20 protein-coding genes are annotated in these 25,432 nt (G+C 54.1%); 7 read left to right on the forward strand and 13 right to left on the reverse strand.

The window, feature by feature from the left end; genetic code table 11:
* Positions 1-23: 23 nt before the first annotated feature.
* Complete coding sequence (locus QTO31_RS06995; protein ID WP_031460568.1) at positions 24-1,292, forward strand: cystathionine gamma-synthase family protein; 1,269 nt, start codon at positions 24-26, stop codon at positions 1,290-1,292.
* A 252-nt stretch (positions 1,293-1,544) separates the two neighbouring features.
* On the opposite strand, the gene QTO31_RS07000 is transcribed toward QTO31_RS06995, so the two are convergent.
* The 4 genes from QTO31_RS07000 to QTO31_RS07015 form a co-directional block, all read right to left on the reverse strand.
* Complete coding sequence (locus tag QTO31_RS07000; protein ID WP_301428529.1) at positions 1,545-1,970, reverse strand: GNAT family N-acetyltransferase; 426 nt, start codon at positions 1,968-1,970, stop codon at positions 1,545-1,547.
* A gap of 47 nt (positions 1,971-2,017) precedes the next feature.
* Positions 2,018-3,322 (reverse strand): phosphoribosylamine--glycine ligase, encoded by a 1,305-nt coding sequence (locus tag QTO31_RS07005; RefSeq protein ID WP_031460570.1) that lies wholly within the window; start codon positions 3,320-3,322, stop codon positions 2,018-2,020.
* A gap of 103 nt (positions 3,323-3,425) precedes the next feature.
* Entirely contained in the window at positions 3,426-4,283 is an 858-nt protein-coding gene (locus QTO31_RS07010) for a bifunctional 5,10-methylenetetrahydrofolate dehydrogenase/5,10-methenyltetrahydrofolate cyclohydrolase (protein WP_031460571.1), read from the reverse strand.
* On the reverse strand, positions 4,280-4,918 hold the full coding sequence (locus QTO31_RS07015) for a cyclodeaminase/cyclohydrolase family protein (RefSeq protein ID WP_031460572.1): 639 nt from the start codon (positions 4,916-4,918) through the stop codon (positions 4,280-4,282). The genes QTO31_RS07010 and QTO31_RS07015 overlap by 4 nt, the downstream gene beginning before the upstream one ends.
* A gap of 329 nt (positions 4,919-5,247) precedes the next feature.
* Here QTO31_RS07015 and QTO31_RS07020 point away from each other — a divergent pair, with 329 nt between their 5' ends.
* Together QTO31_RS07020 and QTO31_RS07025 are read left to right on the forward strand one after the other, a co-directional pair.
* Positions 5,248-6,372 carry an ArsA family ATPase gene (locus QTO31_RS07020; protein WP_301428530.1) on the forward strand — a complete coding sequence of 375 codons (1,125 nt, stop codon included), beginning with the start codon at positions 5,248-5,250 and terminating at the stop codon, positions 6,370-6,372.
* Positions 6,373-6,410: 38 nt separating this feature from the next.
* The gene (locus QTO31_RS07025; protein ID WP_301428531.1) at positions 6,411-7,214 is read left to right on the forward strand and encodes an SDR family NAD(P)-dependent oxidoreductase; all 804 of its coding nucleotides are present in this window, start codon (positions 6,411-6,413) and stop codon (positions 7,212-7,214) included.
* 8 nt (positions 7,215-7,222) lie between these two features.
* On the opposite strand, the gene QTO31_RS07030 is transcribed toward QTO31_RS07025, so the two are convergent.
* The 4 genes from QTO31_RS07030 to QTO31_RS07045 are packed head-to-tail and all read right to left on the reverse strand — an operon-like array spanning position 7,223 to position 12,942.
* Positions 7,223-9,781: an EAL domain-containing protein gene (locus QTO31_RS07030; RefSeq protein WP_301428532.1), complete on the reverse strand. Its 2,559-nt coding sequence runs from the start codon at positions 9,779-9,781 to the stop codon at positions 7,223-7,225.
* A 33-nt stretch (positions 9,782-9,814) separates the two neighbouring features.
* A complete protein-coding gene (gene kaiC / locus QTO31_RS07035; protein ID WP_028456966.1) occupies positions 9,815-11,347 on the reverse strand; it encodes a circadian clock protein KaiC in 1,533 nt (510 codons plus the stop codon).
* A gap of 4 nt (positions 11,348-11,351) precedes the next feature.
* A complete protein-coding gene (locus QTO31_RS07040) occupies positions 11,352-11,657 on the reverse strand; it encodes a circadian clock KaiB family protein (RefSeq protein WP_301428533.1) in 306 nt (101 codons plus the stop codon).
* A 37-nt stretch (positions 11,658-11,694) separates the two neighbouring features.
* Positions 11,695-12,942: a PAS domain-containing protein gene (locus QTO31_RS07045; protein ID WP_301428534.1), complete on the reverse strand. Its 1,248-nt coding sequence runs from the start codon at positions 12,940-12,942 to the stop codon at positions 11,695-11,697.
* A gap of 541 nt (positions 12,943-13,483) precedes the next feature.
* Between QTO31_RS07045 and QTO31_RS07050 the strand changes: the two genes are divergently transcribed.
* From QTO31_RS07050 to QTO31_RS07065, 4 genes are all read left to right on the forward strand, one after another.
* The gene (locus tag QTO31_RS07050; protein WP_031460578.1) at positions 13,484-13,960 is read left to right on the forward strand and encodes a phasin family protein; all 477 of its coding nucleotides are present in this window, start codon (positions 13,484-13,486) and stop codon (positions 13,958-13,960) included.
* Between the two features lie 329 nt (positions 13,961-14,289).
* Complete coding sequence (locus tag QTO31_RS07055) at positions 14,290-14,817, forward strand: polyhydroxyalkanoate synthesis regulator DNA-binding domain-containing protein (protein ID WP_028456961.1); 528 nt, start codon at positions 14,290-14,292, stop codon at positions 14,815-14,817.
* Between the two features lie 197 nt (positions 14,818-15,014).
* Positions 15,015-16,232, forward strand: coding sequence for a patatin-like phospholipase family protein (locus QTO31_RS07060; RefSeq protein WP_031459858.1), 1,218 nt, complete (start codon positions 15,015-15,017; stop codon positions 16,230-16,232).
* Between the two features lies 1 nt (position 16,233).
* Positions 16,234-17,433 (forward strand): glycosyltransferase, encoded by a 1,200-nt coding sequence (locus QTO31_RS07065; protein ID WP_301428535.1) that lies wholly within the window; start codon positions 16,234-16,236, stop codon positions 17,431-17,433.
* 175 nt (positions 17,434-17,608) lie between these two features.
* Here QTO31_RS07065 and QTO31_RS07070 read toward each other — a convergent pair whose 3' ends face one another.
* The 5 genes from QTO31_RS07070 to glpK form a co-directional block, all read right to left on the reverse strand.
* Complete coding sequence (locus tag QTO31_RS07070; protein WP_301428536.1) at positions 17,609-19,516, reverse strand: protein kinase domain-containing protein; 1,908 nt, start codon at positions 19,514-19,516, stop codon at positions 17,609-17,611.
* 118 nt (positions 19,517-19,634) lie between these two features.
* Positions 19,635-20,861: an anaerobic glycerol-3-phosphate dehydrogenase subunit C gene (locus tag QTO31_RS07075; RefSeq protein ID WP_031459861.1), complete on the reverse strand. Its 1,227-nt coding sequence runs from the start codon at positions 20,859-20,861 to the stop codon at positions 19,635-19,637.
* A gap of 28 nt (positions 20,862-20,889) precedes the next feature.
* On the reverse strand, positions 20,890-22,128 hold the full coding sequence (glpB, locus tag QTO31_RS07080) for a glycerol-3-phosphate dehydrogenase subunit GlpB (protein ID WP_031459862.1): 1,239 nt from the start codon (positions 22,126-22,128) through the stop codon (positions 20,890-20,892).
* 18 nt (positions 22,129-22,146) lie between these two features.
* A complete protein-coding gene (glpA, locus tag QTO31_RS07085; protein WP_031459863.1) occupies positions 22,147-23,817 on the reverse strand; it encodes an anaerobic glycerol-3-phosphate dehydrogenase subunit GlpA in 1,671 nt (556 codons plus the stop codon).
* 84 nt (positions 23,818-23,901) lie between these two features.
* Positions 23,902-25,398: a glycerol kinase GlpK gene (glpK, locus tag QTO31_RS07090; protein WP_031459864.1), complete on the reverse strand. Its 1,497-nt coding sequence runs from the start codon at positions 25,396-25,398 to the stop codon at positions 23,902-23,904.
* Positions 25,399-25,432 lie beyond the last annotated feature (34 nt).

Below are 25,432 nucleotides of genomic sequence, written 5' to 3' on the forward strand. Positions count from 1 at the left end.
CTCAACACGCAAGGAGGCGAAGTATGACGAAGCAGAGCAAACAAACGATGATTGACGATCATCGGCTGCATCCCGAAAGTTTGATGATGAGCTACGGCTATGTGCCGGCGCTTTCGGAAGGTGCGATCAAGTGCCCGATCTTTCAAACCTCGACCTTTGTGTTTCAAACTGCGGAAGACGGGAAGGCTTTCTTTGAACTGGCGTATGGTCTGCGTCGTCCGCGTGAAGGGGAAGAGATCGGTTTGATCTACAGTCGGCTTAACAATCCCGATCTTGAGATTCTGGAAGATCGTCTGACATTGTGGGATCAGGCAGAAGCAGCGGCGGTCTTTGCCAGTGGGATGGCTGCTATCACAACAACTCTCCTAACTTTTTTGCGTCCGGGTGATGTGATTGTGCATAGCGAGCCGGTTTATGGTGGCACCGATTATCTCCTGAAGCACATCTTACCGGCCTTCGGTATCCGCCGCTATGGATTTGTGACAGGGGTTTCACCAGAACAGGTTGAGGTACAACTACGACGTGCCGGTTTGTTTGAAGCGGTTGGAATGATCTATTTGGAGACACCGGCTAATCCAACGAATGCACTGGTAGACATTGCAGGCTTTGCTGCGCTGGCAAAGCGCATGCCACGTCGAGTACTGGTGGCTGTTGATAATACCTTTCTGGGGCCACTCTGGCAACATCCGCTGGCCCATGGCGCCGATCTGGTGCTCTATTCGGCGACAAAGTATATCGGTGGGCATAGCGATGTGATTGCCGGTGTCTGTTTAGGGAGTCGTGAGCTAATATCTCAGGTGAAGGGGATGCGCACGATTATGGGGACTATGGCGGGCGCACATACCGGTTGGCTGCTCTTGCGTTCCCTGGAGACGCTCAAGGTACGGATGGAAGCACAACAGGCCAGCGCCCGGCGGGTTGCCGATTTTCTGGCAGAGCACCCTAAAGTTGCGCGGGTCTATTATCTTGGTCATCTGGAGAGTGATAATCCGCAGTACCACATCTATCGGCGGCAATGTTTGGGACCGGGGGCGATGATCTCGTTCGATCTCCACGGTGGCGAGGCGGAAGCGTTCCGCTTTCTCAATCATCTGCAATTGATCCATCTGGCTGTGAGTCTGGGTGGTACCGAGTCGTTAGCCGAGCATCCGGCAACCATGACGCACGCCGATGTCGATCCTGAAGAACGGCTTGAGTTTGGGATTGGGCCGGCAATGATCCGTCTTTCGGTAGGGGTTGAACATCCCGATGATCTGATCGCCGATCTGCGCCAGGCGTTGCGTGCTGTGTAGACGGGATGACGGTCCTTGCAGTAACAGACAGTTGTTGCGGGATACGGCGTTGCAGAGGGCGGGTTCTAAACCCGCCCCTACCGCTGCGGTGATGAACGTGATCGGCGCGGCCACCAAGCGGCGTCGGCGCAATCTTGGTCGTCGCCCCTACCGCTGCGGTGATGAGCGTGATCGACGCGGCAATAGGGGTTGGTCGCAGATCACTGTCGGAATGGGAAGATACGGTCTCCCTCTCAAATTTCTCTATTAACGTCAGGGGTGTATATCGCACGTAAAATGAAAACTACTCAATTGCATGCCTTCGCGTTCATAAAAGCGATGAGCATCTTTGCGCCAGGTGCCAGAATCGAGATGCAATTGGTGACAATGAGCTTTGGCTGCGAAATCTTTCAACCAGTTCAGCAGAATAGCACCATAGCCGTTGGAACGTCGTTCAGCACGAGTCACTAAATCGTCAACGTAGAGGAATCGTTCCCAGGCCAGATTTTCACCAATCCGAAAACCGGCGACGGCGACAATCTCATCGTGATCAACAAGTGCCACCAATTGATAACCTACCGCCATCAACTGGCGAATGCGTGGTACAAATGCTGTTGCAGTGAGATGCGGTCGCAACTCACGCATGACCGGATAGCAGGCAGCAATTTCCTCGTCTGTGGTAGCTATGAAGATGTTCAACTGTCAGCCTCCGTTAGTTACAGGAGGGTACCTCTCTCGACTGTCAATTACCGTTCACTGGCGCCGACATCCTCGCGATAGGTACGACCCGGAAAGCGAATACGTTCAGCGTTAATCAGTGCACGGCCGCGTGCACCGGCTAATGTTGCCCCCAATGCTACAACCGTCACAACGTGACCGCCGGTCAGGTACATGCCTCCGCTCCCGCCGCCTAATAAGCGTTCACGACGGGCTGGATCGTAGCGCAAGATCAATGGTGAATCGGTTTGATCATGGAAAACGAGGATACCTTCGTCTACATCGGTTAGGCCTTCTACCGTCGCATTGAGCGGATAATGATGAGGATAGCCCTGGGTTACCAGGGCTAAGGCTACACTAGCTTCATCGCGCCAGCGAATCGGTGGTAATCGGTGCAGATTACGGGCAATCGCCGCTTCAAAGTAGGGTACCAGATCATCGATCATTCGTGGTAAAACAGCCTGTGCTTCCATATCGCGGAGACTGCAACGCAAACCGATAATCCGCGGGCCTTGGGTGCCGATGATGCAATCAACACCGATGATGCCCCAGTAAGGCAACTGCTCGCGGGCGATGGCCGCAACTAATGGTTGCATCACGTGCCGCTCGAGGTAGGCTGTCAGGCGCTGTGCGTATGTCGAGTTACCGGTAATGGCGCCCATCCCCGGCGCCGGTGGACTGTCCGGCTGTGGTCCCAGACCTTCATAGATGCGGGCTGGAAGTAGCGATACCAGATGACTGCCGTCGGTGATGGCTGAAAAGCTTACCAGCGGCCCCTCAACAAATTCTTCGATGACGACGCCAGGGCTACTGTCTTCCACCGGTTGCGAAGTGAACAGCGCCTGCAATGCTTTGAGTGCTGTATAACGGTCGTGGTAGACCCCTTCGCCGGAGGCGGGATGATCACCGCGCAGCACAACCGGCAATGGCTGCGCGGCCAGGTATTTCTCGGCCATCGGTAGACTGGTGAAACAACGTCCGTGGGGGGTCGGTAACTGATAGCGTAACAGAAGGTCTTTCGTGAAACAACGACTCCACTCAAGCTGGCTGCTACGTTTTGATGCACCGCACACCCCGATGTGCATACTAATAACCTCATCAACCAGTCCGGCCCAGAGCGGTTCGCTTGCAGCAGGCACGATGAGATCGATCTGTTCGTAAAAAGCCCACTGTGCAATCTGAGCCGGTTGGAGCGGATCCAGGTCAACCTGCGGTGCGATCTGACAGGCGCCACCGTTACCCGGTGCTACCAGAACGTCAGCGGTTGGATTGGCGAAGAGTTTCCAAACTAACGCATGGGCGCGTCCGTCATTCCCAAGCACCAGAATTTTCATACTGGTAGTTTCCTTCGCTTGCTACACCATATTGCTGGTTACGCCAGGTCGAGCGCCGGTTCAGAGCGTGGACAATCCGCTTGTCTTGCAGGAATGTACCTGTTCAAATGCCTAGACGGGTTCGCGTTGCCGTGATCAAATTCCGCATTAGCATGACATTCGTAACCGGACCGGTACCGCCGGGAACTGGCGTAATTGCGCCAGCAACCTCAACCGCAGCGGCAAAATCAACATCGCCAACCATGCTGCCATCGGCGAGGACATTCGTACCAAAGTCGATGACGGTAGCACCAGGCTTGATCATGTCGGCAGTGATTAAACCGGGCCGTCCGGCCGCAGCAGCAATGATGTCACACTCACGTAAGACTGCGCCAAGATCGGGTGTACGTGAATGACAAATGGTCACCGTCGCATCGGCTTGCAACAAGAGCAAGGCCATTGGCCGCCCGACAATTGCCGAGCGTCCCACGACGGCTGCCCGTTTCCCACGCACCTCGATCTCAAAACGCCGGAGTAACTCCATGCCACCGGCGGGAGTATTCGGTATCAACGCGGCACGTCCCTGCGCAAGGAGACCGGCGTTGATCGGATGAATACCGTCGAGGTCTTTTTCAGGGGCAAGTCGGCTTAACACCCCATCGAGCGATAACCCTTGGGGGAGCGGTAGTTGCAGTAAGATACCATCGATGCGATCATCAGCACTCAGGTCGGCTACCGTTGCTTCAAGGTCAGTTTGGGTTGTTACGGTTGGTAACGCGATTGCGCGACAGGCAGCACCAAGCGATTGACATAACCGATCAATACTGCGCACATAGCGCGTAGCTGCCGCATCATCACCGACCTGAATGACCGCAATTGTAGGTGGACGATCAATCCGGTCACGCAACTCAGCGATCTGCTGAGCTAGTTCGGTGCGGAGCGCTTGTGCGACTGCACGACCATCAAGAATACGGGCGCTCATCCGACCATCCTTCCCCGAACAATGGTGACGATGCCATCAACCTCATCACCAAGCCCGATGAGTAGATCCTGCAATTGCGCACGAGTTTCGCGGACAAAGAGTTGATCCTCCAGTGTAGCGAGATTGATTTCAACGTTCAGTGCCGCGCTCTGCACTGTAGCCCGCACCAGGAGGGCAGCGACTCCTACATCACTGACAACCATGCGAGAACAATTGTTTGCCAGTGTTGTACAAAGTGGTAACAACGCAGCAGCAGCCTGTGCAGTGCGGAGTGGGACTTCCGCTGCGAGGCGGGTAATCTGCTGGATGGCAGCCTTGCGGGTTGCGGCATCGGCTTCAGTGGTACGTGGCAGTTTATAGGCAGCAGCTAGCCGGTTAAATACAGCAATATCTTCATCGGCAAGGCGCTGTAGCTCGTTGCGTAATTGCTCAGCCTGGGCATGAATCGTGCGTAATTCATCTTCCATTTCGGCAAACTGTGGTTTGCCGATGGTCAGTTCGCAAACCATGCTGACCAATCCAGCAGCCATGGCGCCGGTAAGAGCTGCCACACTACCACCACCCGGCGTTGGCGCACGTGAGGCCAAAGCGTCGAGGATGGCACCGAGTGGTTGTTGCATCAATGACTCTGACATATCGCCTCCCGGAGTAGAACGATCCCAATAAAACGCACGATGGCGTTTGATACCGATCATTATAGCCGATTGCTGCTACCAGCGATCTGCACCTAGATGCGGTAGGTTTCGACATCTGCGCTGGTTATGCAACTGATAACGAGCATCTTCCGCAACAGGGGTATAATGTGACCACGTGACAGGAGTGGTGGAGTATCATATGCAATACGCCACAAGGGCAAAGACCTTGGTTTGTGTCTCTGAAGTGAGTTTGTTTGTAGAAACAGCGCTTTCTCTACTCGCAATCCGGTGATCGTAGGGTATTTCCGGCAAGTGTGATGGAATAACCTATGTGGCCAGCACATTCGCACGTCATTATTTTTAGTGGTGAAGCCAGTGCTATCGCGGCGACCGCTACTGCTGTGGCCGCGTCAAATCAGGGGCAATCGACGCTGCTGGTTAGCCTCGCTCCGGCGCACCCTTGTGTTACCTTGCTTGGGGTTCCGCTTGCACCACAGCCGACGACGTTGACCGGGCATCTTGATCTGTGGACATTTCAAATCTTGAGTGAGTTGAACAGTGTCTGGAACGAGTTACAAGCCCAGCTCAATTTGCCAGGACCACCGATCAGTGGCGAAGATTTACCTTTGCTTCCCGGTATTGATCTGTTTTTAGCCGTCTACCGTCTGGCACAACATGCCCGTCGCGGTTATGCGCTGATCTGTGTTGATGCTGGTTCGGTCGACGGGTTGCTTCGTGCGCTGGCCGTCCCCGATACATTCCGTTGGCTGATGCGTCAACTCTTTGGGCTTGACCGTGGCCCTGGTCAATCGAGCGACTCGCTGGCACGAGCTGCGCTACCTGCTCATCTCCTGCCATTTGAGCAGATCGGTCGTATGCAGGATGCACGAGTGAAATTTGAGCAATTGCGCGATGCAGTACTCGATCCGACATGGGTTCGGGCAAGGCTGGTCATTCGCCCCGATCAGGCCGGTCTTCGGCAGGCAATCATCTCTGTACCGGCATTTCACCTCTTCGGACTGAATCTCGATGCGCTGATTGTCGGTCCGTTGTTACCGACCGGTAAAGAAGACTCTGCGCTGGCCGATGCACGCCATGAGCAGAACGCAGTGGTAGCGGCAGTGGCTACGCGCTGGTCAGGCTTACGCCAGGTACCTCTCTTTTTCAGGGCCACACCGGGGGCGATTGCACCATTTGTCACGCTGGGGCGTGAGTTGATGCTACCGCTAGCTCCACTCCAACCTCCTATCACCGTGAATTCGGCCAACGCTCCGTATCTGAGTCTGTTTTTACCGGGTGTCAATCGTGATGATCTCAGTATCAGCGTCAGTGGTGACGAACTCATCGTGTCACTTGGGCCGTATCGACGCCATTTGCTCTTACCGCCAGCGCTGCGCGGGGTTCCGATCCGTGCCATCCGGGAAGGTGACCGATTGACCATCCAACGCCGTTAACCAATTGCGACCGCCTGTTGTATGTGAGAGAGGACGTTATGGCTCGTACTCATACCGACTTAAGCCATCTGAAAGCTGTCGTTACCGGTGGTAGCCGTGGCATTGGTCGTGCTATTGCTGAAGCGCTAGCCCGTGCCGGTGCGCAGGTCATTATCTCATCGGTTAATACCAGCAACCTTGCCGAAGCTGAGCGGGCCTTGCAGGCTGCCGGATTAAACGTCAGCGGTATCCGCTGTGATGTCTCCCATCGTACAGAAGTCGAAGCTCTGGCGGCAGCGGCAGCCGAACGGATGGGTCGCATCGATCTGTGGGTCAATAATGCCGGTATTTCTGGGCCGTTTGGCTATGCCCTCGATGTGCCACCTGAGGCCTGGGAACAGGTGATCCGGGTGAATCTACTTGGTACCTACTACGGTTGTCGTGCTGCATTACCCTACATGATCGGGCAGCGGAATGGTCAGATCATCAATCTGTCTGGTGGTGGGGCAAAACGTGCCCAGCGTTTTCTCTCGGCCTACAGCACCTCTAAAGCCGCTATTGTCCGTCTCACCGAAGCCTTTGCCCGTGATTACCAGGATCACCCTTATTTACGCTTCAACGTCCTCACTCCTGGTATGGTACCGACCGATATGATCAACCATTTTGAGACAGTTGGTCCTGGCGGAGAAGCGATCAAACAATTACCACGAGTGCTCCGCATCTTTGGCACGACTGCCGAAGAGACAGCAGCCCTGGCGTTGCGCATTGTCCGTGAAGGGAAGAATGGGCAGGTCTTTGAGGTGATGCCGCGCCATCGTGCGATCTGGCGTTTGCTGAAAGCGGCGGTGCAGCGTAACCGATAGCATACACGTTACTGGCAGGGCGCAGCACCGCTGCGCCCTTTTTTCAGCCAGTCTACCACATCTGCAACCGATAGTGGACGGGCGATATAATACCCCTGGAACGTATCACAACCGGCTGCTTCCAGTATCCGGTATTGCTCAGCGGTCTCGACCCCTTCAGCCACCACCTGCATCCCAAGACGATGGCCTAATGTGATAATGGTTTCCACCAGGCTTCGTTCAACAGTAGCATCAGCATCATCAAGACAAGCTACAAATGAACGGTCAATCTTAAGCACGTTGATCGGTAGCCGGTGGAGGTAGGCAAGTGACGAATAACCGGTGCCGAAATCATCAACCGCTAGCGTCACGCCGAGCTGACGGAGTCGGTTAAGCTGCTGACGGAGATTCTCGATGTGCCCCATGAGCATACTCTCGGTCAGTTCCAGTTCGAGCCAGGACAACGGCAGATTAACCGTGTTAAGAATATCCTCTACCTGCTCAACAAAATCGGTTTGGGCAAATTGAATGGCCGAGATATTCGCGGCGACCGGTACAACGGGCAGTCCTGCCTCCAACCAGTATTTGATCTGACGGGCAATTTCGTGCAATACCCATTGTCCGATAAGCACGATCAGTCCAGTCTCTTCAGCGACAGAGATAAACTTCGCTGGCGAGACCATTCCCAGCTCAGCACTTTGCCAGCGTAACAACGCTTCCAAACCGACCAGGGTACCGGTTCGATCAACCAGAGGCTGGTAGAAGAGAAGCAATTCATTACGTTCAATGGCACGCCGGAGGAGCGTCTCGATCCGTAAGCGCTCGGATGAGATGGCCGCAATCGTTGCATCGAAAAACTGAAAGCTACTATGGGTCTGTTTCGCCCGATACATCGCAATATCGGCGGCCCGTTGCAACGCAACGACATCCTTTCCATCAATAGGATAGAGACTTGCGCCGATACTGGCATTGACAAAGATTTCGTGCCCATTGACGAAAAAAGGATGCATGAGCGATTCATGCAGACGCTGCGCTACGACGGCTACTTGCTGTGGCGCAGTAATATCAGGCAGTACCAGTAAAAACTCATCACCACCGTGGCGGGCTAAGGTGTCGGTTGCGCGAATGCACAATTCAAACCGGCGCGCCACTTGAATTAACAGGAGATCACCTATCGTATGGCCTAGCGTATCATTGATCTGTTTGAAACGATCCAGATCGATGAAGAGCACTGCCACTAACGTATCTGTACGCCGAGCGTGTTCGATCGCCTGCTGCAACCGATCTTCAAACAACAAGCGATTTGGCAACCCGGTGAGGGTATCATGATGAGCCTGATACGCCAGTTTTTCCAGTGTCGTCTGCTGTTCAATCGTGATAGTCGTCAATTGTTCAATCTGTTCAAGCAGATTTCGTTCATCGCCACTTAACGGCGTATCGTCCCGCCGACATAGCAATAGACACCCATCGGCTGCATCGCGGTTTGTTCGTATCCCGATAATCCAACCTCGTTTGATGGTGTACTTGCGGACAAGCGGCTCAACCGAAGACCACCAATATGGTGTATCAGAAGCTAGCTCGGTGATGCGTTGATACCGGCACGGCACCAATGAAAGAACCTCGTGTGCCCATGCATCAAATTGTTGCAGGTCGGCTGTTTCGAGTACAGCGCTGCAGCTGACAAATAAACCATGCGAGTGGAGTGTAAAGGCACTGTATATCAGATCGACGATCTGCTGCCCAATCAACACGAGTAACTCGCGCATAATCGTCTTCAAATTGTACTGGCAGGCAATCATCTCTAGAACACGACGACGAGCCACCGCAATTTGCTCGGCTTGATGACGAGTAGAAACATCTTCTAGCGTGATCACCACCCGTACCCGCTCATCGTTCCCAAACCGCACTGCTCGCACTGCTAGCCACCGATGCCCATCTCCTACGGCCGCAAATTCACCTTCAAAACGTTCGTCGGCCCCTTGCAACAACCGTTCAATTGTATCGGCAAGCAACCCTGCCGGGGGTTGACCCAGGTGGCAGGCAGCCAGAAATGACGCCCCCACTGCACAGTCAGCACTTTCAACACCCAATAAAGGTCCCAATTGCAGCCAGACAATGTTAGCTGCCAGAACTTGCCCATAGCGATTCAGGATTGCAATGGCGGATGGCAATGCGTCAAGTGCTGAATGGAGTAACTGTTGCGTTTCGATAAGAAACTGTTCGGTTTGTTTACGCTCGGTAATATCGTGCAGCACTGCGAGGAGAGCCGATGAACCCTGCCATTCTATTGGCTCGACTCGCAGATCAACAATCACAACTGACTGATCGGGACGGATAATCTCGGCATCAACGGTTAAACCGGGTTGCAGGGGAAAACCAAACGGGCTGCCCTCCAACTGATCGGGCCGACGACCGAACAATCGCTGGGTGGCCCGATTCGCGAAGAGAACATACCCGTTCTGATCGAGCACAAGCAGGGCATTCGTGCTGTTAGCAACAATCGTTTCGAGCGTCCGCTGATCCAGATTCGACCACGCACGATCATCAGCACGTGATGGTTGATCGACTTCACTATCGTTGTGCTGCACGAAAAGCCTCCTCGTACCTTACAGAACGGCGGTTTAGTTCGTTTCTGCTGTTTCCGTCCCTTCCTCGTCGCGGAACATTGCGCTTAACCGTTCAATTTCGCTCGGTGCGATATGCGTAAACTGGCCCGACAGAATACCAGAGATATTGCGGAATGGTCGTCCGATGTGCATTCCACGACTATCAATTGTAAACTCGCGAATATCTTTGTCGTGGCTCGAGCCACGCATTTTCAAGACCGTTAATCCGCGACGCATCTCCCCGAATAGCTCAACATAACGCAATAGAATAATCGAGTCGGTAATTGTCGAAATATGGGCCTCGGTGATAGATGAACCGCCGAGCAGCGTAGGGGTCGTTGAGGTATAGAGGCCTGCCATCTCTTGATGCTTGATAAAAGATGTCAGCCCAATCACAAACTCACGGAATCCCTTCACTGTCGAAACACGTTCAAGCGCCGATAGACTATCGACGGCCACTCGTTGTGGGCGAAAGCGCTCGATTTCCGCTTTCATAAAGATCAACTGGTCTTCGAGACTGGTCACTTCGGGGTAATTACAAACGACCCGCAAGAGACCATCGCGTTCCATCTGCTCAAAATCGATTCCCCAGCCGATGGCATTACGGAAGAGTTGATCACGGCTCTCCTCAAACGCAAACAACAGTGAGCGTTCTTTCTGACGGACACCGGCTGCCATAAAGGTGGTTGCCATGAGGGTCTTGCCGGTACCGGTTGCGCCACTCACCAGTACAATAGAGTCGCGGAAGAAACCACCGCCACACATTCGGTCTAGCTCGGCATTCCCGGAAGTGGTACGGACATTTGAGGAGCGTTGCTTCAGTTCAATTGCCGACAGGGGGATCACATGAATACCTTCACCGGGGATCACGGTGAAGGGAAAGCTCCCTTTCTGGTGCGATGTACCACGGAACTTGAGAATCTCAACGGTGCGCCGCCGTTTTTCATCTTCGAGCAAGTTACGCAGAATTACCACGTCGTCAGAGACGAATTCTTCCACCCCGTAGCGCGCAATCTCACCATACTCTTGCGTTCGTTCGGCGGTTAACACCGCCGTTACACCGAGACGACGGAGGGTACTGACAATCCGAAGCAACTCGTTGCGTACCACTCGGGTATCGTTCAGACGAGTAAAGATCGCGCCTAGCGAGTCGAGCGAGAGGCGAACGGCGCCGATACTGCGTACTGCATGCTCGATTCGCGCCAGCAACGCACCCAGATCGTACGTGCCCAGTTCAACGATCTCCTCTTCAGGTTGTGGCGAAACATCGACAAACGCCCATTTCCCCTCTGCCTCCCAGCGGGCAATATCCCAGCCAAAGCCGAGCATATTGCGACGCAATGCTTCGGGTGTCTCTTCAAAGGTGACAAACACACCTGGCTCGCCCCGCTTAATACCGGCAGCCAGAAACTGGGCAGCAAAGACGGTCTTGGCGCTACCAGCAGTACCCGAAACAAGAGTGGTACGCCCTTTCGGCAAACCACCGTTGGCAATATGATCAAAACCGGTAATTCCGGTTGGCAGACGTTCGATGTGATCAGCGCACACCTGATTACTCCTTGTTTATCATTGATGAACCTGTCTTTGGTGGCAAATTCAGTACATTTAGGAGATCGGCAACACTCGATAGATCGCCAATAATTCGTCGATATGGCGGAGGCGAACTCTTTATCAGAGTCGGTGTTGCCAGGATTTTTTGATCTTCTGCCTGCTGTGGATCGGCCAACACATCAATAATTGTCAGTTCACATTCATAGCCGGCCAGATCATATTCCAGCATCTGGCGTAGAGTGTTAATCGCTCGTTCAGCGCGTGGTGTCTGACCCGCAATGTAGAGATGCAAAACAATTTTACTCACAGTCCCTTCATCCCAGCAGTCAGCGTATGAGCCTCTGCTATTGTTCTGGAGGACGAGAAGCTAATTCACCAATTGCAAGTGATCGATAAAACGATGCTAAGTGACCCATTAATTCTAGCAAAAGTAAACGGCCCTCTTCAACATAGGCTTGTAGTTTTTTCGGTGGACTCTGTGCGCTCCGCTGCCGGATGGCTTGCAAATGAATATCGATCAGATCGCGCGGAGTAGCCCATCCTGAACCGAGAAATTCACCCAATTCACGTAACGCGCGCGGTGGCAACTGGGTACGGTGAATCCGACTTTGCAGTGCTTCATCTAACAATGATCCATAGCGATGCAACGCATACTCGAAGACCTCGGGCAGCCGCTGGCGTAGTGAACTCAAACGCGAACGTGCTGTGTCTTCGGGTCGCGAGAGCGCATCAACATTGGTCAGCTCGCGCTCCATCTGTCGTACCTGTTCGCGTAGCATTTCAGCTTCGGCAGCGAGTTGCGCTGCTCGCCGTTGTTCGGTAATGTCTGTATGAGAAATGACAATACCGCGCCGTTTTCCACGTAACGGCACTGCACGTAGGGCGAACCAGCGGGTTCCGGCTGAGGTAGGGAGTTCATACTCGCAGGAAAATTCTTCTTTATTCCCTGCTAATACATCCCGCAACCCTTGCAGTACATCTATGCCACCGGTTAACGTTTTGTCTACCGCACAGGCTGCAAAGTAATCAGCACCTACACTGATCGCAGCCAGATCGGTAATCCCGTTCTCGCGCCCAAACCGCAGCCAGGCCTCATTCACTGCCACGATCTTACCCTGCTCATCAAGGACAACAATTTCATTCGTCAACGAATTGAGAATAGTAATGCTAAACTCTTCCGCCTCGCGTAAGGCTGTCTCGGCCTGACGCTCGAAGGTGACATCGCGCAGAGTGATAAGCAGCGCATCCTGCCCTTCCCAAACAATCGACACGACCCTCATTTCGGCAACGGCAAATTCGCCGTTTGGGCGCAACACTTCAACCTCCGCTCGTTCACCAACGACCAGCGGAAAACCAAAAACTTGCCCATGAAGTTCAGCGCCATGTCGATCAAGCAGCCGTTCAGCGGCACTGTTCAAGAACCGCACCACGCCACTGTTGTCAACAATAATGGCACCATCGGCGTCATGACTGACAATGGCTCGCAGATTTTCTTCGGCTGTTGAGCGGGTCGGCGGTTCGATAATGATCCTCCTCGTCGGACCGTGTTTGCCAACGCAGCGTGTAATAATGCCCGGATTGCTGCGCTTCATTCCATCCGAAAGCAAACGGCTAAGACGAACCTGTGTGATAACAGCATATTACAATATAATACTCACAGTTATGCATGATGTACCGGCTTTAACTGACTGTCAAGTAGTAAACAGGTTCGTGAGCAGTTTTCAACATTTTCAACCGACCTGGCAGAGGTGATATGCAAAGATGAGGAATGAAGCGTTTCCTGACCTGTCGGCAGAGCATCATGTTCAGGAGACGTGCCGCTTCCCATTCCAACGAATAGCGACGGTCAGACTCTGTTTCCTCGTTGCTCGTGACCATCTCCATTGGTAGAGGTGGGTTTCCTTCATTGTACCCTTTCCTCATTATGAAATGAGGGGGCTACGCACGCTACCCGGTACAGCCACTTGCAATAATTCCCATAGCAATTTGATATACATAGGAGCGTTGACTTTCATGACGCAGCGTGTTATACTTGGACGTGTAACGCAGCGCGTTATACGTCTACCGAAATCGCATAGACTGTGCTATGATACAGATGACCTGAACGTGATCCATATAAAGCAGGAGGCAAGTATGACAACTGTAGAAGAGATCGAAGTCAATGTTCGCCAAATCGACGAGAAGCCACCGGTCAATCCGAGTGTCCAGGTGTTTGAGATCGTTCGGAAGCTCATACTGGCCGGTATCGGCGCCTTTGCGCTCAGCCGTGAAGAAGCGGAAGCCTTCCTGAATCGGCTGGTTGAGCGTGGCGAGCTGGCCCAAAAAGATGCCCAGAAGCTGTTTGAGGAGGCTATGGAGAACCTCCGTAAGACGGCTGTGCCTCAGTCGGATCAGGTTCAGACCAATCTGAACAATCTGGCAGCCCAGTTTGAGACTAGCTTTGAGCAGTTCCTCAATCGGCTCAATATTCCTTCCAAGCGCGACATTGATGAGCTGAGCGCCAAGATCGCCCAGCTAGCCTTGCGTGTAGAAGAGCTGCGCCGGACACAAGAGACTCCCACGCGCAATCGCACGCGGGGTGAGGCCAAGGAAGAGAGTGCCGGAGAGTAGGAATACTCTGCCTGCCATGGCAAGACGCACGGTACCGTAAATGGAAAGGGCGAAGGCGTGTTTTTTCCTTCGCCCGTATCATGTTTCTTTCGCTGAACATGGTGTTCACCGCTGTGCATCGCTCCACAGTGAACAGTGCGTATTCGCCATCCGGGCTATTCAGCGTTCTTTTCGTCCCTGGCAATGTGAAGGATGGTAAATCGTCGTTGTCGGCATTTTGGCGCAGCGTGTTATAATTGCCGCTAAGACTGTTTGCATCTCGTGTTCGTACCAGTTGTGTTAGTGGGCACACTACGCATACCAGCATCCGGTACAAGGCGGCAATTCCTATGCACCTGATTAAGAAATACGCAAATCGTAAACTTTACCATACCAATCAGAAACGTTACATCACGCTTGACGGTATTGCTCGCCTCATCCAAGAGGGTGAAACCGTCCAGGTGCTTGATAACGAAACAGGTGATGATATTACCGCGAATATTCTGGCGCAGGTTGTGTTGCAGGCTCGTGGACGCCGGTCACCGTTGCCAACTAATTTATTGACCGACCTGATCCAGGTTGGGGGAGATACGATCTCTAACTTGCGTCGGGTGCTGTTTAGTTCGCTCGGTGGTGACGACTTGATCGAAGCTGAAATTGGGCGGCGTATCGATATCCTGGTTGACAAAGGTGAACTTTCCCCCGAAGAGGCTGATCGCTGGCGCAAACTGTTACTACGCAAAGAGTTTGCCGACGATGCCCGGCATCAACTTGCCGACCGGATTGCCAATGTGCCGACGCGCAACGATGTCGAGCGTCTCCATGCCCAGATTGATGCCCTGGCCAGTACAGTTGAACAATTGCTACGTCGTCGTTGAACATCGACAGCCAGCTTGACAATGACCTGGTTCTCAGTTGGTGTATCCAACGTGATCGTTGGGTGATGCTGAATCGCTTCTGTCAGGCTGTTAACTATCACCGTATCGCCCTGGCAGGGCAAACAGTTCGTTGGCGCTGACCAAAACATCGCACGATCCCTGGCTCGCTGGTATACGTTATCGCAAAGAGGCTGGTTATGCAGCGTAGCAAGACAGCTCTGGTTCTTGCCGGTGGAGGTGTCGCCGGTGCCGCTTATGAAATTGGCGCCCTCTGTGCCATTGACCAGGTGCTTGAAGGTTTGTCAGTCAACGAGTTTGATATTTACGTGGGGACAAGCGCTGGGGCTTTGGTGAACGCCTGCCTGGCCAACAATATGTCACCGCGTACATTGATCAGTGTCCTTGAAAGCTCGTTGCTCGGTATTGATCAGCTTGAACCACATCACTTGTACCAGTTAAATGTGGTTGATATGCTGCGTCGGGTGATGCACTTACCTGGGGCGCTGGCTCAAACGTTACGGCGCTGGCTTCGTGAAGGTGGGGAAGCATCGCTTCTTGATTTGATTGAGACGCTGGCTGTTGGCTTACCTACCGGTATCTACGATTCGCGAGCGCTCGAGCGGTATCTGCGGCTGGCTTTTGAACAGCCCGGTCGCTCAAACCGTTTTGCCGATCTGGATCGCGAGTTGTTGATCATAGCGACCGATCTCGATTCTGGAGAACGGGCCGTTTTTGGCTTACCACCGCTCGAGCATGTGCCGATCTCGCTGGCAGTTTGCGCGTCAGCCGCTATTCCGATCTTTTATCAGCCAGTACGAATCGGCGAGCGTGATTATATCGATGGTGGCTTACGCGGTACGGCCAGTCTTGATGTAGCAATCGAGCGTGGTGCTGACCTGATCGTCTGTATTAATCCAATGGTGCCGTTTGATAATCGCCGCCATGCGCCGGGACAATCTATCAGCGAACAGGGTATTCAGCGGATTGGTAATCAGGTCTTCCGCACGTTCATTCACGCCGGTTTGCACTATCATATCAAGCAGGTGCGTCGTCGCCATCCTGAGGTGGATATTATTCTGATCGAACCGTCGCGCCGTGACCGAATCATGTTTGCCGAAAATACGATGCGTTTCCAGACCCGGATGACGATTGCGCGTCATGGTTTTGAAAGTGTGGCCCAGCAGTTGTGCGAACACTATCCCTATTACCGGGCAATGATGGCTCGTCATGGCATTCCCATCAGTGATGAACGGATCAGACAAGACCTCCGTAATTTGGAGGTGGCCGGTGATGATCCTCAGCTTGTACGCGCTGCGTTGGTGACCGGCGGTTTATTGCATCCTGCGCCGGCCGGTCTGGCATCGACGTTAGCCGAGCTTGATCGTTTGTTGTCGCGGCTTGAGGTTGCGCGCTAAGATGATCGTCTATATTGCATACCCCACTAGTTTGAATTTGCAGTCAGCTAATGCCCTGCAAACGTTTACCACGCTCCGCGAGCTGATAGCTCGCCGACCGGATACGCTGGCCCTGATTCCACGTTGGGGGTTTGAACCGAGTCGCTTCAGTGAATTGAATGTCGTGCATCTGCCACGACCGGCCATTGGCAAGCTCTCACGCTTCTACAAGAGTACACTGTTGTACTACCTTGAGCACTCAGTCTTTGCAGCGATGACCGCGATGCGGGTTGCGCCTCAACGTCATCAGGTTGAAGCTGTCTATATTCGTCAGCCGATCATTGCGGCCTGGTGGGCCGGTATCTTCGGCCCAAAGCTCGGAATACCGGTGATTTACGAAGTCCACGATTTTGAGTCACGGAATCCTTCGCGGGCGAAAGAGCGTTGGGCGCGTGGATTACTCGATCTGATTGATCGTACCGCACTATGTCGGGCAACTGCCGTCGTATCACTGACAAATGATTTCCGGTCCCTGTTGGCCCAGCTCGGATGGCGTGATCCGGCAGATGTTGCGGTTATTCCAGATGCTTACGATGAACGAATATTTACATCGCAAGATCGTGCTCAGTGTCGTGCCGAACTTGGTTTGTTACCCACCGTACCGGTCATCGCATACGCAGGCATGACCTTTGCTCATCGCTGGCTTGAGGGTCTTCTCGGTGCTTTACGGGCACTCAAGGCTACCCATCCGACGTTGTGCGGTCTGATACTCGGTGGGCGACCTGGTGAGCGAGCAGCCCTGATTGCACACGCAGTCAGTGAAGGATTACGGGTTGCTGAGACAACAGCGACGCCAGCCGATCTCTACGTGTTGCCGCCACGACCGCAGGCCGAGGTAGTGCGCTGTTTAGGCGCTGCCGATGTTCTTGTCATTCCCGATACCGTTACCGATGTAACAGCCTCGCCGTTGAAGTTGTTTGAATATCTGGCATTGGGTCTGCCGATTGTCATACCGGCGATTCCGGCGTTACACGAGATTGTACCACCACAGCTTGCCTATAGTTTCCCACGACGTGACCTGTCTGGTTTGCAGGCGGCACTCACCGCGGCTCTGAACGAAGGCGACCCGGCGCTGATAGCCGCACGGCGAGCAGTGGCTGCTGAACACACGTATGGCCGACGTGCAGAGCGGATCATCGCGCTGGTTGAGCGGGTGCGGTGAGGTGTGAGAGCTTGCGCAAAAATCCCGATGTCGCTCAGGTTCATACGTAACCCGAAGACCAGGGCAGGGCAACGTAAGGGTTATTCCTTACCCCACGAGCGCATCCTGATGTACAGGCGTAGCGGTGCTGCGCCCCGACCGATCTTCTGCTGCGACAGGATATGTCGGATAGGTTCTAAACCTGACTCTCGACCGGCGCTTGCCAGAGGTAAATACGGCCATCGTGGGTACCGGTAGCCAGGAGTTGACCATCGGGGCTGAAGCTCAGGCAACTGACGCCAGAGCTGTGTTCGAGGATAAGGGGGAGTGGCTGCGATTGATCTATCAACCAAAAACGAGCGCTCCGATCTTCACTTCCTGAAGCCAGCAATGGGATACGCGGGCTACACGCCAGACCGCGCACCGGTGCAGTGTGGCCTTGTAAGGTGTCAAGAGGCAGAAAATCTCGCACGCGCCAGAGGCGAATAGCGGTACCACTACAGGCGGCAATGATGGTACCGGCAGTATTAAAAGTGACGCTGTAAATGAATGTATTAAACCCCTCAATCGGTTTTAACCGCTGATGTGTCGCTGTTTGCCAGAGGTAGATAGCGCCATCGTAACAACCGGCAGCCAGCAATGAACTATCTGGTGAAAAACTCAGTGAATGAACAAAAGGACTGTTAAACAGGCCAATCGGCTCGATCTTCCCTTTTCGGATCTCGTACAGTGTAATCGCCATGCCCCAACCGCCAACCGCCAGATAACGACCGTCGGGACTGAAGCAGAGACTCTCGATAGAAGTGCCGGTTTGACGGATGATCTGTACAGACTGCCAGTCGGTAGTTGTCCAGATACGGACTGTCTCGTCGTCGCTTCCGCTGGCAACCAGTGTTCCATCAGGACTGACAGCAACCGCACGCACAGTGCTCTCGTGGCCGCGCAGAGTTTGCGTTTGTTCACCGTGCGTTACATCCCAGACACTGATCGTATAATCATCGTGGCCGGCGATGATCGATTTGCCATCGGACGTAAATGCCAGGCTACGAACCTGGCTACCGGTTACCAGGCGGCGATACTGTGTTCCTACCGGCGTCGGTGATGTCGCACGTGACGGTGTTACTGGTGGGGTGATCGGTGACGCCTGCGATGGAGTTGGCACTGGTTCGGTTGGTGTTTCGGTCGTATCGGGAGGTACTGGCAATGGTTCTGAAGCGATAGGACGTACTGTTACCGGTGTTGCTGGTGTTACCGGTTTTCCGCGCAGTCGGTGCAAGGCTTCACGCATTTCACGGGCCGATTGCGGACGTTGATCGATCAGGGTAGCCATCCCTTGCTCGATCAACCGGGCTAATCCTTCTGGCACATGGGGCGCCAGACTGCGAATCGGCTGAAGGGGATCGGGCTGACCATGGATCAGCTTTGCCATCCGAGTCATCGCATCAGGTGGCAAAACGCCGGTTAGCAGATGGTACAATGTTGCCGAGAGCGAATAAATGTCGCTGCGCGGGTCTGGTTCGCCGTCGCGCATCTGTTCGTAAGGTGCATATGGTGGGGTAAAGCCGTAGACCTTTCGCGACCCTGAGCCGTCAATTCCGGCTACAACCGTCATTCCGCCGCGCGCTAGCCCAAAATCGAGCAAGATAATATCGTGGTTTGGGGTTAATTTCAGATTTTTTGGTTTAATATCTCGATGAATGACCGGTACCGGTCGTGTGTGCAAGTAGTGTAGCACGTCGAGGAGTTGATCGGCCCATTTTACTACCAAGGGTAAGACTTGCGGCGAGGCGAAACGACGACCGAGACGGGCCAGTTGATTGCCCAGGTCTTCGCCATGGATAAACTCCATAACTAAGAATTGACCTTGTGGTTCGATGAAATGATCAATGACCCGTGGTAATGCTTGATGGCGCAAGCGGGCCAGGATTTGAGCTTCGCGTTCAAATGCTTGTCGATATGCCTCATCGTTAAACAAGGTTTGTTTGATGGCAACATCGATGCGCAAGCGGAGGTCGCGCGCTCGATAGACCGCCCCCATACCTCCCTTGGCAATTTGGGATATGATGCGATAACGACCTTGTAAGACTGTTTCTGGTTCAATCATCGACAAATAGTTCCTACGCACATATAGTACAAGACTAGCACGTATTATAACAAAATGTAGGAGCAGCAGTGGGATACTACGCTGCTCCGAATAAAAGTTGAAAATACATTGAGATATACTACAGAACTCCGTATGCTTCGGCCAGGATTTCAATCGGGTGACGGGTTTCTACCCCGGTAGCACCACTGATTTGCCAGCGACAGGTTTCACTATCGCACAAAGCGAGGTTTTGACCACTGGCTTGTACAAAGTCAAAAAGTGGCTTCCCAACGTCCATTGCAATCTGATACTTTTCACGCTTCAAGCCGTATGTACCGGCGATACCGCAACAATCAGCCCGACTCTCATCAAGGTGCAAGCCTGGTACTAAACCTAATACATCGAGTACCGGACGGCCAATGCGATGGGCGCGTAACTGACATGGCGGGTGATACGGGAGGCGACGTTCAATCGAGCGGAAGTCGGTGCGTAATTCACCGCGCTCGTGAAGGTTACGCAAGAACTCGAAGATGTCATACGTACCGGCAGCCACTGCGCGAACATCATCACCGTGGAGACCGAGGAGTTCCGGAGCTTCCTCTTTCAGAGTGAGCGTACAACTGGTGCTGGTACCGACGATGGGTATACCGGCGCGAACGAATGGTAACAGTTGCGCAACGTTGTACTGGTGGTGCTTCTGCGCAGCCGGAAAATCGCCGTTGGAGAGTAAGGGCAGGCCACAGCAGCGCTGTGGTGGAATGATCACCTCAAACCCAAGATGTTCGAGCACGGCCACTGCCGCTTTACCAACGTGTGGTTCGTAGTAGTTTGTGCTGCAACCGTGGAAGTAGACCACTTTAGGGCGTCGACCGGCCACCGTTGATTTCCGACGTCGGAACCAGTGTTGGAACGTGTAGGTGCTTGCTTTTGGCAGTGGAGCGTGGCGGTGAATTCCCAGCACTTGTTCGATGAGCCAGCGTGCGGGCGCAAAGCTCAGCGTCAGATTGACGAGAGGCGCCTGTGGTCCACAACTCAGGCGCCCAACCAATCCAGAACGCGCAATGATTCGGTTACGAAGAGGCATCCCACGCTCGGCGACCATCTGCGCTCGAGCACGGGCATTAAGTTCAGCGATTCGCACACCGGTCGGACAGACCTGATTGCAAACCCGACATCCCGAACAGTAATCAACGGAGGCATCAGGAACCGGCTGCGCGGCATGACGAAAGCGTTGGGCTTGCGGCCCGACATATTTTGGGCCGGGGAAGGCGTCGGTTACGGCGGCCACGGGGCAGGCCGCAGTGCAGATGTTGCACTTAATACAGTGATCGAGCGATTGCGTGAGCGATAGCTCAATATGATCCATGGTGATTGTCCCTCTCGCAAATGGGCTGCTACTGCTGTCCGGCTGCCCAGCCGGTGGCAATTGCAACTCCTTCAAGGCATCCTTCGCGAACCGGATCAAAACCGGCGAGTGCGCTGCCAGCCACCATCACGTTTTCATATACTAAGCGACCGCTGGCATCGAGGGGGCGTAGTGACCGATCAACGCGCACACCACTCTGAAAGACAGGGTGACCTTGCTCAGCCAGAAAACGTGCTGCAAACCAGCCGGATCGGCTGTCGGGTGTCTGAAGGGGTAGGTCAAGAGCGGTTTCACGCAGGTGACCTTCCGGCGTGGCGCGAATGCCACCACCAAGAATGCCACCGGTTGCCAATACCCAGCGTCGGGCCGTATGACGTTGTTCACGGGCTGCCGCTTCACTGAACACAGCCACCAGCGTTTCCTTGAGGGGTTCTCCGCGTTGGACAAATCCACCCAACTGCATTCTACCACCAAGACTGAGCAATGCGTTTTCCAGAATGTGATATAACCGCATACCGGCGACAGAGGTTGGTAGTGTGGGAATCTCGAAGATCAGGGCACCCGCCCGATTCTGGAGGTCGCGTACCACCTCGGTAGGATGCTTCAAGCCTAGAATTGCTGGCATACCAATACGAGCATAGCCGCCCTTGCGCACGAATGCAGCAAGTTGTTCACCAACTCTGGCCCGAAAGTCTGGTTGGTCGAACATGCGTGCCAGGATGACCGGGCTGAAATCGTGTTGGCGACCAGTTGGTGGCAGGGCTAACAATGCTGCTTCGGCAGCAATCCCCTGAGCACGGAGATTGGCGGCAATAAGCGGTGGAAAAAAGTCACGGAGTACGCCAAAACTGGCGATCAGCGTTGGCCGACCATCGCGCAACTGACGGGCATCACCGTTTATCATTGTTGCAGGTGCAAAAGCAGTGGGGCGCAACGCGCCTAAAGCAGTAGGGAGCAGCAGATTTCGGTTGAAGTTGCCAACCATCGGGTAGCCAGCCGCTTCGCAGATAGCCCGGAATCGGGCAACGCCCTGCTCGATCATTGTCAGGCCAACCAGGGCATAGGGGTGGTGTGGACGCTGGTCGGTAAGTTGAATGATACCGGCGATAGGATCATCAACCTCGGCAAAGAGGTCGAGACAGCCGGTCGTCCAGTGCGTTGTCCCATGACCCTTGGCAAGCACCATCACCTTTTCACCGCGTTCGGCACGCCCGATTGCTGCCATCAAACCAGCCAGGCCAGCGCCGATGACGATCGTATCATACATAGCAGCTCTCCTGGTGCCTTACGCCTGTACATATTCGGTTGCGATAGCCGGATGTTGGGTTACCAGACCACCCCCCGGTTCGGCCAGTGCCCGCAGACGTTGAATACCCAGGACACCGTAGTAGATCAATTCGTCGAGGCGGGCCTGGCGTAACTGATCACCCCACAGGACTGGGGTAAGACCTTTCCAGCGTTCCTGGAGAAAATGCAGTATCGCTTCATTGGTATGAACGTGGCTCAGACCATCGGCACAGCGCCGTTCATACAAAATATTTGCCGTGCGATAGATACACCAGCCACCCTGACACGGCCCCATGCCCATCCGCACATCGCGTCGAATATCGTCGAGATTATGAGCGCCAGCATCGATTGCGGCCTGAATCCGATCACGGGTAACCAGTTCACATTCACAAATCAGATCACCGGCGGCGTGTTGGCTCTCGACCAGTGCCAGTGGTTTTCCGAGCCAGTAGTGGGGAGTCTGCGCTGCCGGATCAGGTGAAACGGTTACAGTAGCGTGACGAGTGTGCTCAAACTTCGGGATCGGCAGCACTTCACTAGCAGTGCGACAGGGTTGGGTATTGCCTAACCGTCGTGCAATCTCATTCACCGTCTGCTCGGCCATCAGGCGATATGTTGTCCATTTACCACCAACAATCGAAAAGATACCGCTCACGCCGTCACGCTCTTCGTGATCGAGTAACTTGAACGTGCGAGGAATATCACGGTCGCTGGCGACATCTTTGTCTTTGTAAAGCGGACGGACACCAGCCCAGGCACGTAGCGCACGATATTGACGGAAGCCGGGAACGAGCTTCTCACCTTCATCGAGCATAAATTGAATCTCTTCTGGTTCAATCCCGAAGACATCAGGATCGGGAACGTGGACATCGGTCGTACCAATGACGGCTACTGTGTGAATGGGTACAATAATGTCACCATCGGATGGGAGTTTACAGCGGTTCACCACCGTGTTTACCATGCGGTGATTCATCGCCACCATTGTACCCTTGCCCGGTACGACCGTTACCGTTACGCCTGCCAGTGCTGCAATTTTGCCAGCCCAGGCCCCAGCCGCATTTAAGACATAAGCACAGTCGATTCGAATCCGTTCACCGCTACGCAGGTCTTCAACGACTGCTCCTACAACCCGGTCGCCAACCCGGATCAATTCGATCACATTGTGATAGGTACGAATGTCGGCGCCGTACTCACGTGCGGCCAGCGCTACGGAATGGGTAGCGAGAAACGAATCGGCGGAAGCGTCGGGAACCTCAAAGACCCGTGAAATACGGGGATTGAGGAGTGGTTCACGACGCAGCATTTCGGCGACACTGATCTCTTGCACCGGCACACCGGTACGGTGGCAATTGGCGACGAAGACATCACCATAGCTTTCATCGTCCCACGGTGTGATGACAAAGAACCCAGATGTCTGCTCGATACAATGCGGCATAATGCGGCGCAAGATTGCATTTTCCTGCGCACATTCACGCGCCGATTGCGGGTCTTTGGTCACATAGCGCCCGCCCGAATGCAGAAGACCGTGATACCGGCCAGTTGTGCCATGGGTCAAATCTCCCTTTTCGACCAGCACGCAACGGATTCCACGCATTGCGAGGTCGAGCGCGCAGCCTGTGCCGGTTGCGCCGCCGCCAATCACTAATACATCGGTAGAGATGGTTTGCATCATAAGCTCCTAATCGTCAGCAAGACCGGCAGGGTACAGATTCCCGCCGGTCTTGCTACCATTGTATGCGTACAGGAAAGCGGGTTACTCTACCCAATCGAAGGTGCGGGTGACCGCCTTCTTCCAACCTCGGTAGAGTCGCTCGCGGGTTGCCTCGTCCATCTGCGGCGTCCACGTATGATCGACACCCCAGTTAGCGCGCATCTCATCGGTATTCGACCAGAAGCCAACTGCCAGGCCAGCGGCATACGCAGCACCAAGCGACGTTGTTTCGGCAACCTTCGGCCGAATAACCGGCACTCCCAGGATGTCAGCCTGGAACTGCATTAGGGTATTATTGTACACCATACCACCATCGACCTTCAATGCGGTCAGTTTCACACCCGAATCCTGTTCCATCGCGTCGAGAACTTCGCGGGTTTGGTACGCAGTCGCTTCAAGTACCGCACGGGCAATGTGACCTTTATTGACATACCGCGTCAGGCCGACGATTACCCCACGTGCATCGGAACGCCAGTACGGGGCGAAGAGACCAGAGAAGGCCGGGACGAAATAGATGCCACCGTTGTCCTCAACCAGATTAGCAAGCGACTCGACCTCAGCCGACGAGGTGATCAGGCCGAGATTGTCGCGCAGCCACTGTACCAATGCACCGGTGATAGCGATAGAGCCTTCAAGAGCATAAACGGCAGGCTGATCACCGAACTTATAGCAAACAGTTGTCAACAGACCGCTCTTCGAGGGAACGAGTTTGGTACCGGTATTGAGCAGCATAAACGATCCGGTGCCGTAGGTGTTCTTCGCCTCACCGACATCAAAGCAGGTCTGACCAACCATTGCTGCTTGTTGGTCGCCCAGAATACCGGCTACCGGTACCCCGGCCAGCTCGCCGGTAGCAGTGCCGTAGACCATACTTGACGGCATAATCTTGGGCAGCATCTGCCGTGGAATACCCATAATGCCGAGTATCTCATCGTCCCAATCAAGGGTTTCGAGATTCATCAGCATCGTGCGCGAAGCGTTCGTGACATCGGTGACATGAACGCCACCATTGGGGCCACCGGTCAGCCACCAGGTCAAGAAGGTATCGATATTACCAAAGATCACATCACCAGCTTCAGCGGCTTCGCGTGCACCGGGAACATTGTCGAGAATCCAGCGGATCTTAGGACCAGAGAAGTAGGTTGCCAGCGGGAGACCAACCTTGGGCCGGAAGCGATCCTGTCCACCGTCGGCTGCCAATTCATTACAAATCTGATCGGTGCGCGTATCTTGCCAGACAATCGCATTGTAGACTGGTCGTCCGGTGTTGCGGTTCCAGACCACCGTCGTCTCACGTTGATTGGTAATCCCAACAGCGACGATGTCGTTCGCGCTGAGGCCACCTTTGCTCAATGCACTGCGGATCACACTTTGAGTACGTTCCCAAATCTCATCAGGGCTATGCTCTACCCAGCCGGGTCGGGGATAGATCTGTTCGTGTTCTTTCTGGTCGTAGCAAATGACATTGCCACTGTGGTCAAAAATCATACAGCGGGTGCTAGTTGTTCCCTGATCGATTGCGGCGGCATACTTTGCCATAATTCATGACTCCTTTGTCTACCTGTGCGGCATA

Source organism: Chloroflexus sp. MS-CIW-1 (assembly GCF_030444705.1).
In the GTDB taxonomy this organism is placed as follows: domain Bacteria; phylum Chloroflexota; class Chloroflexia; order Chloroflexales; family Chloroflexaceae; genus Chloroflexus.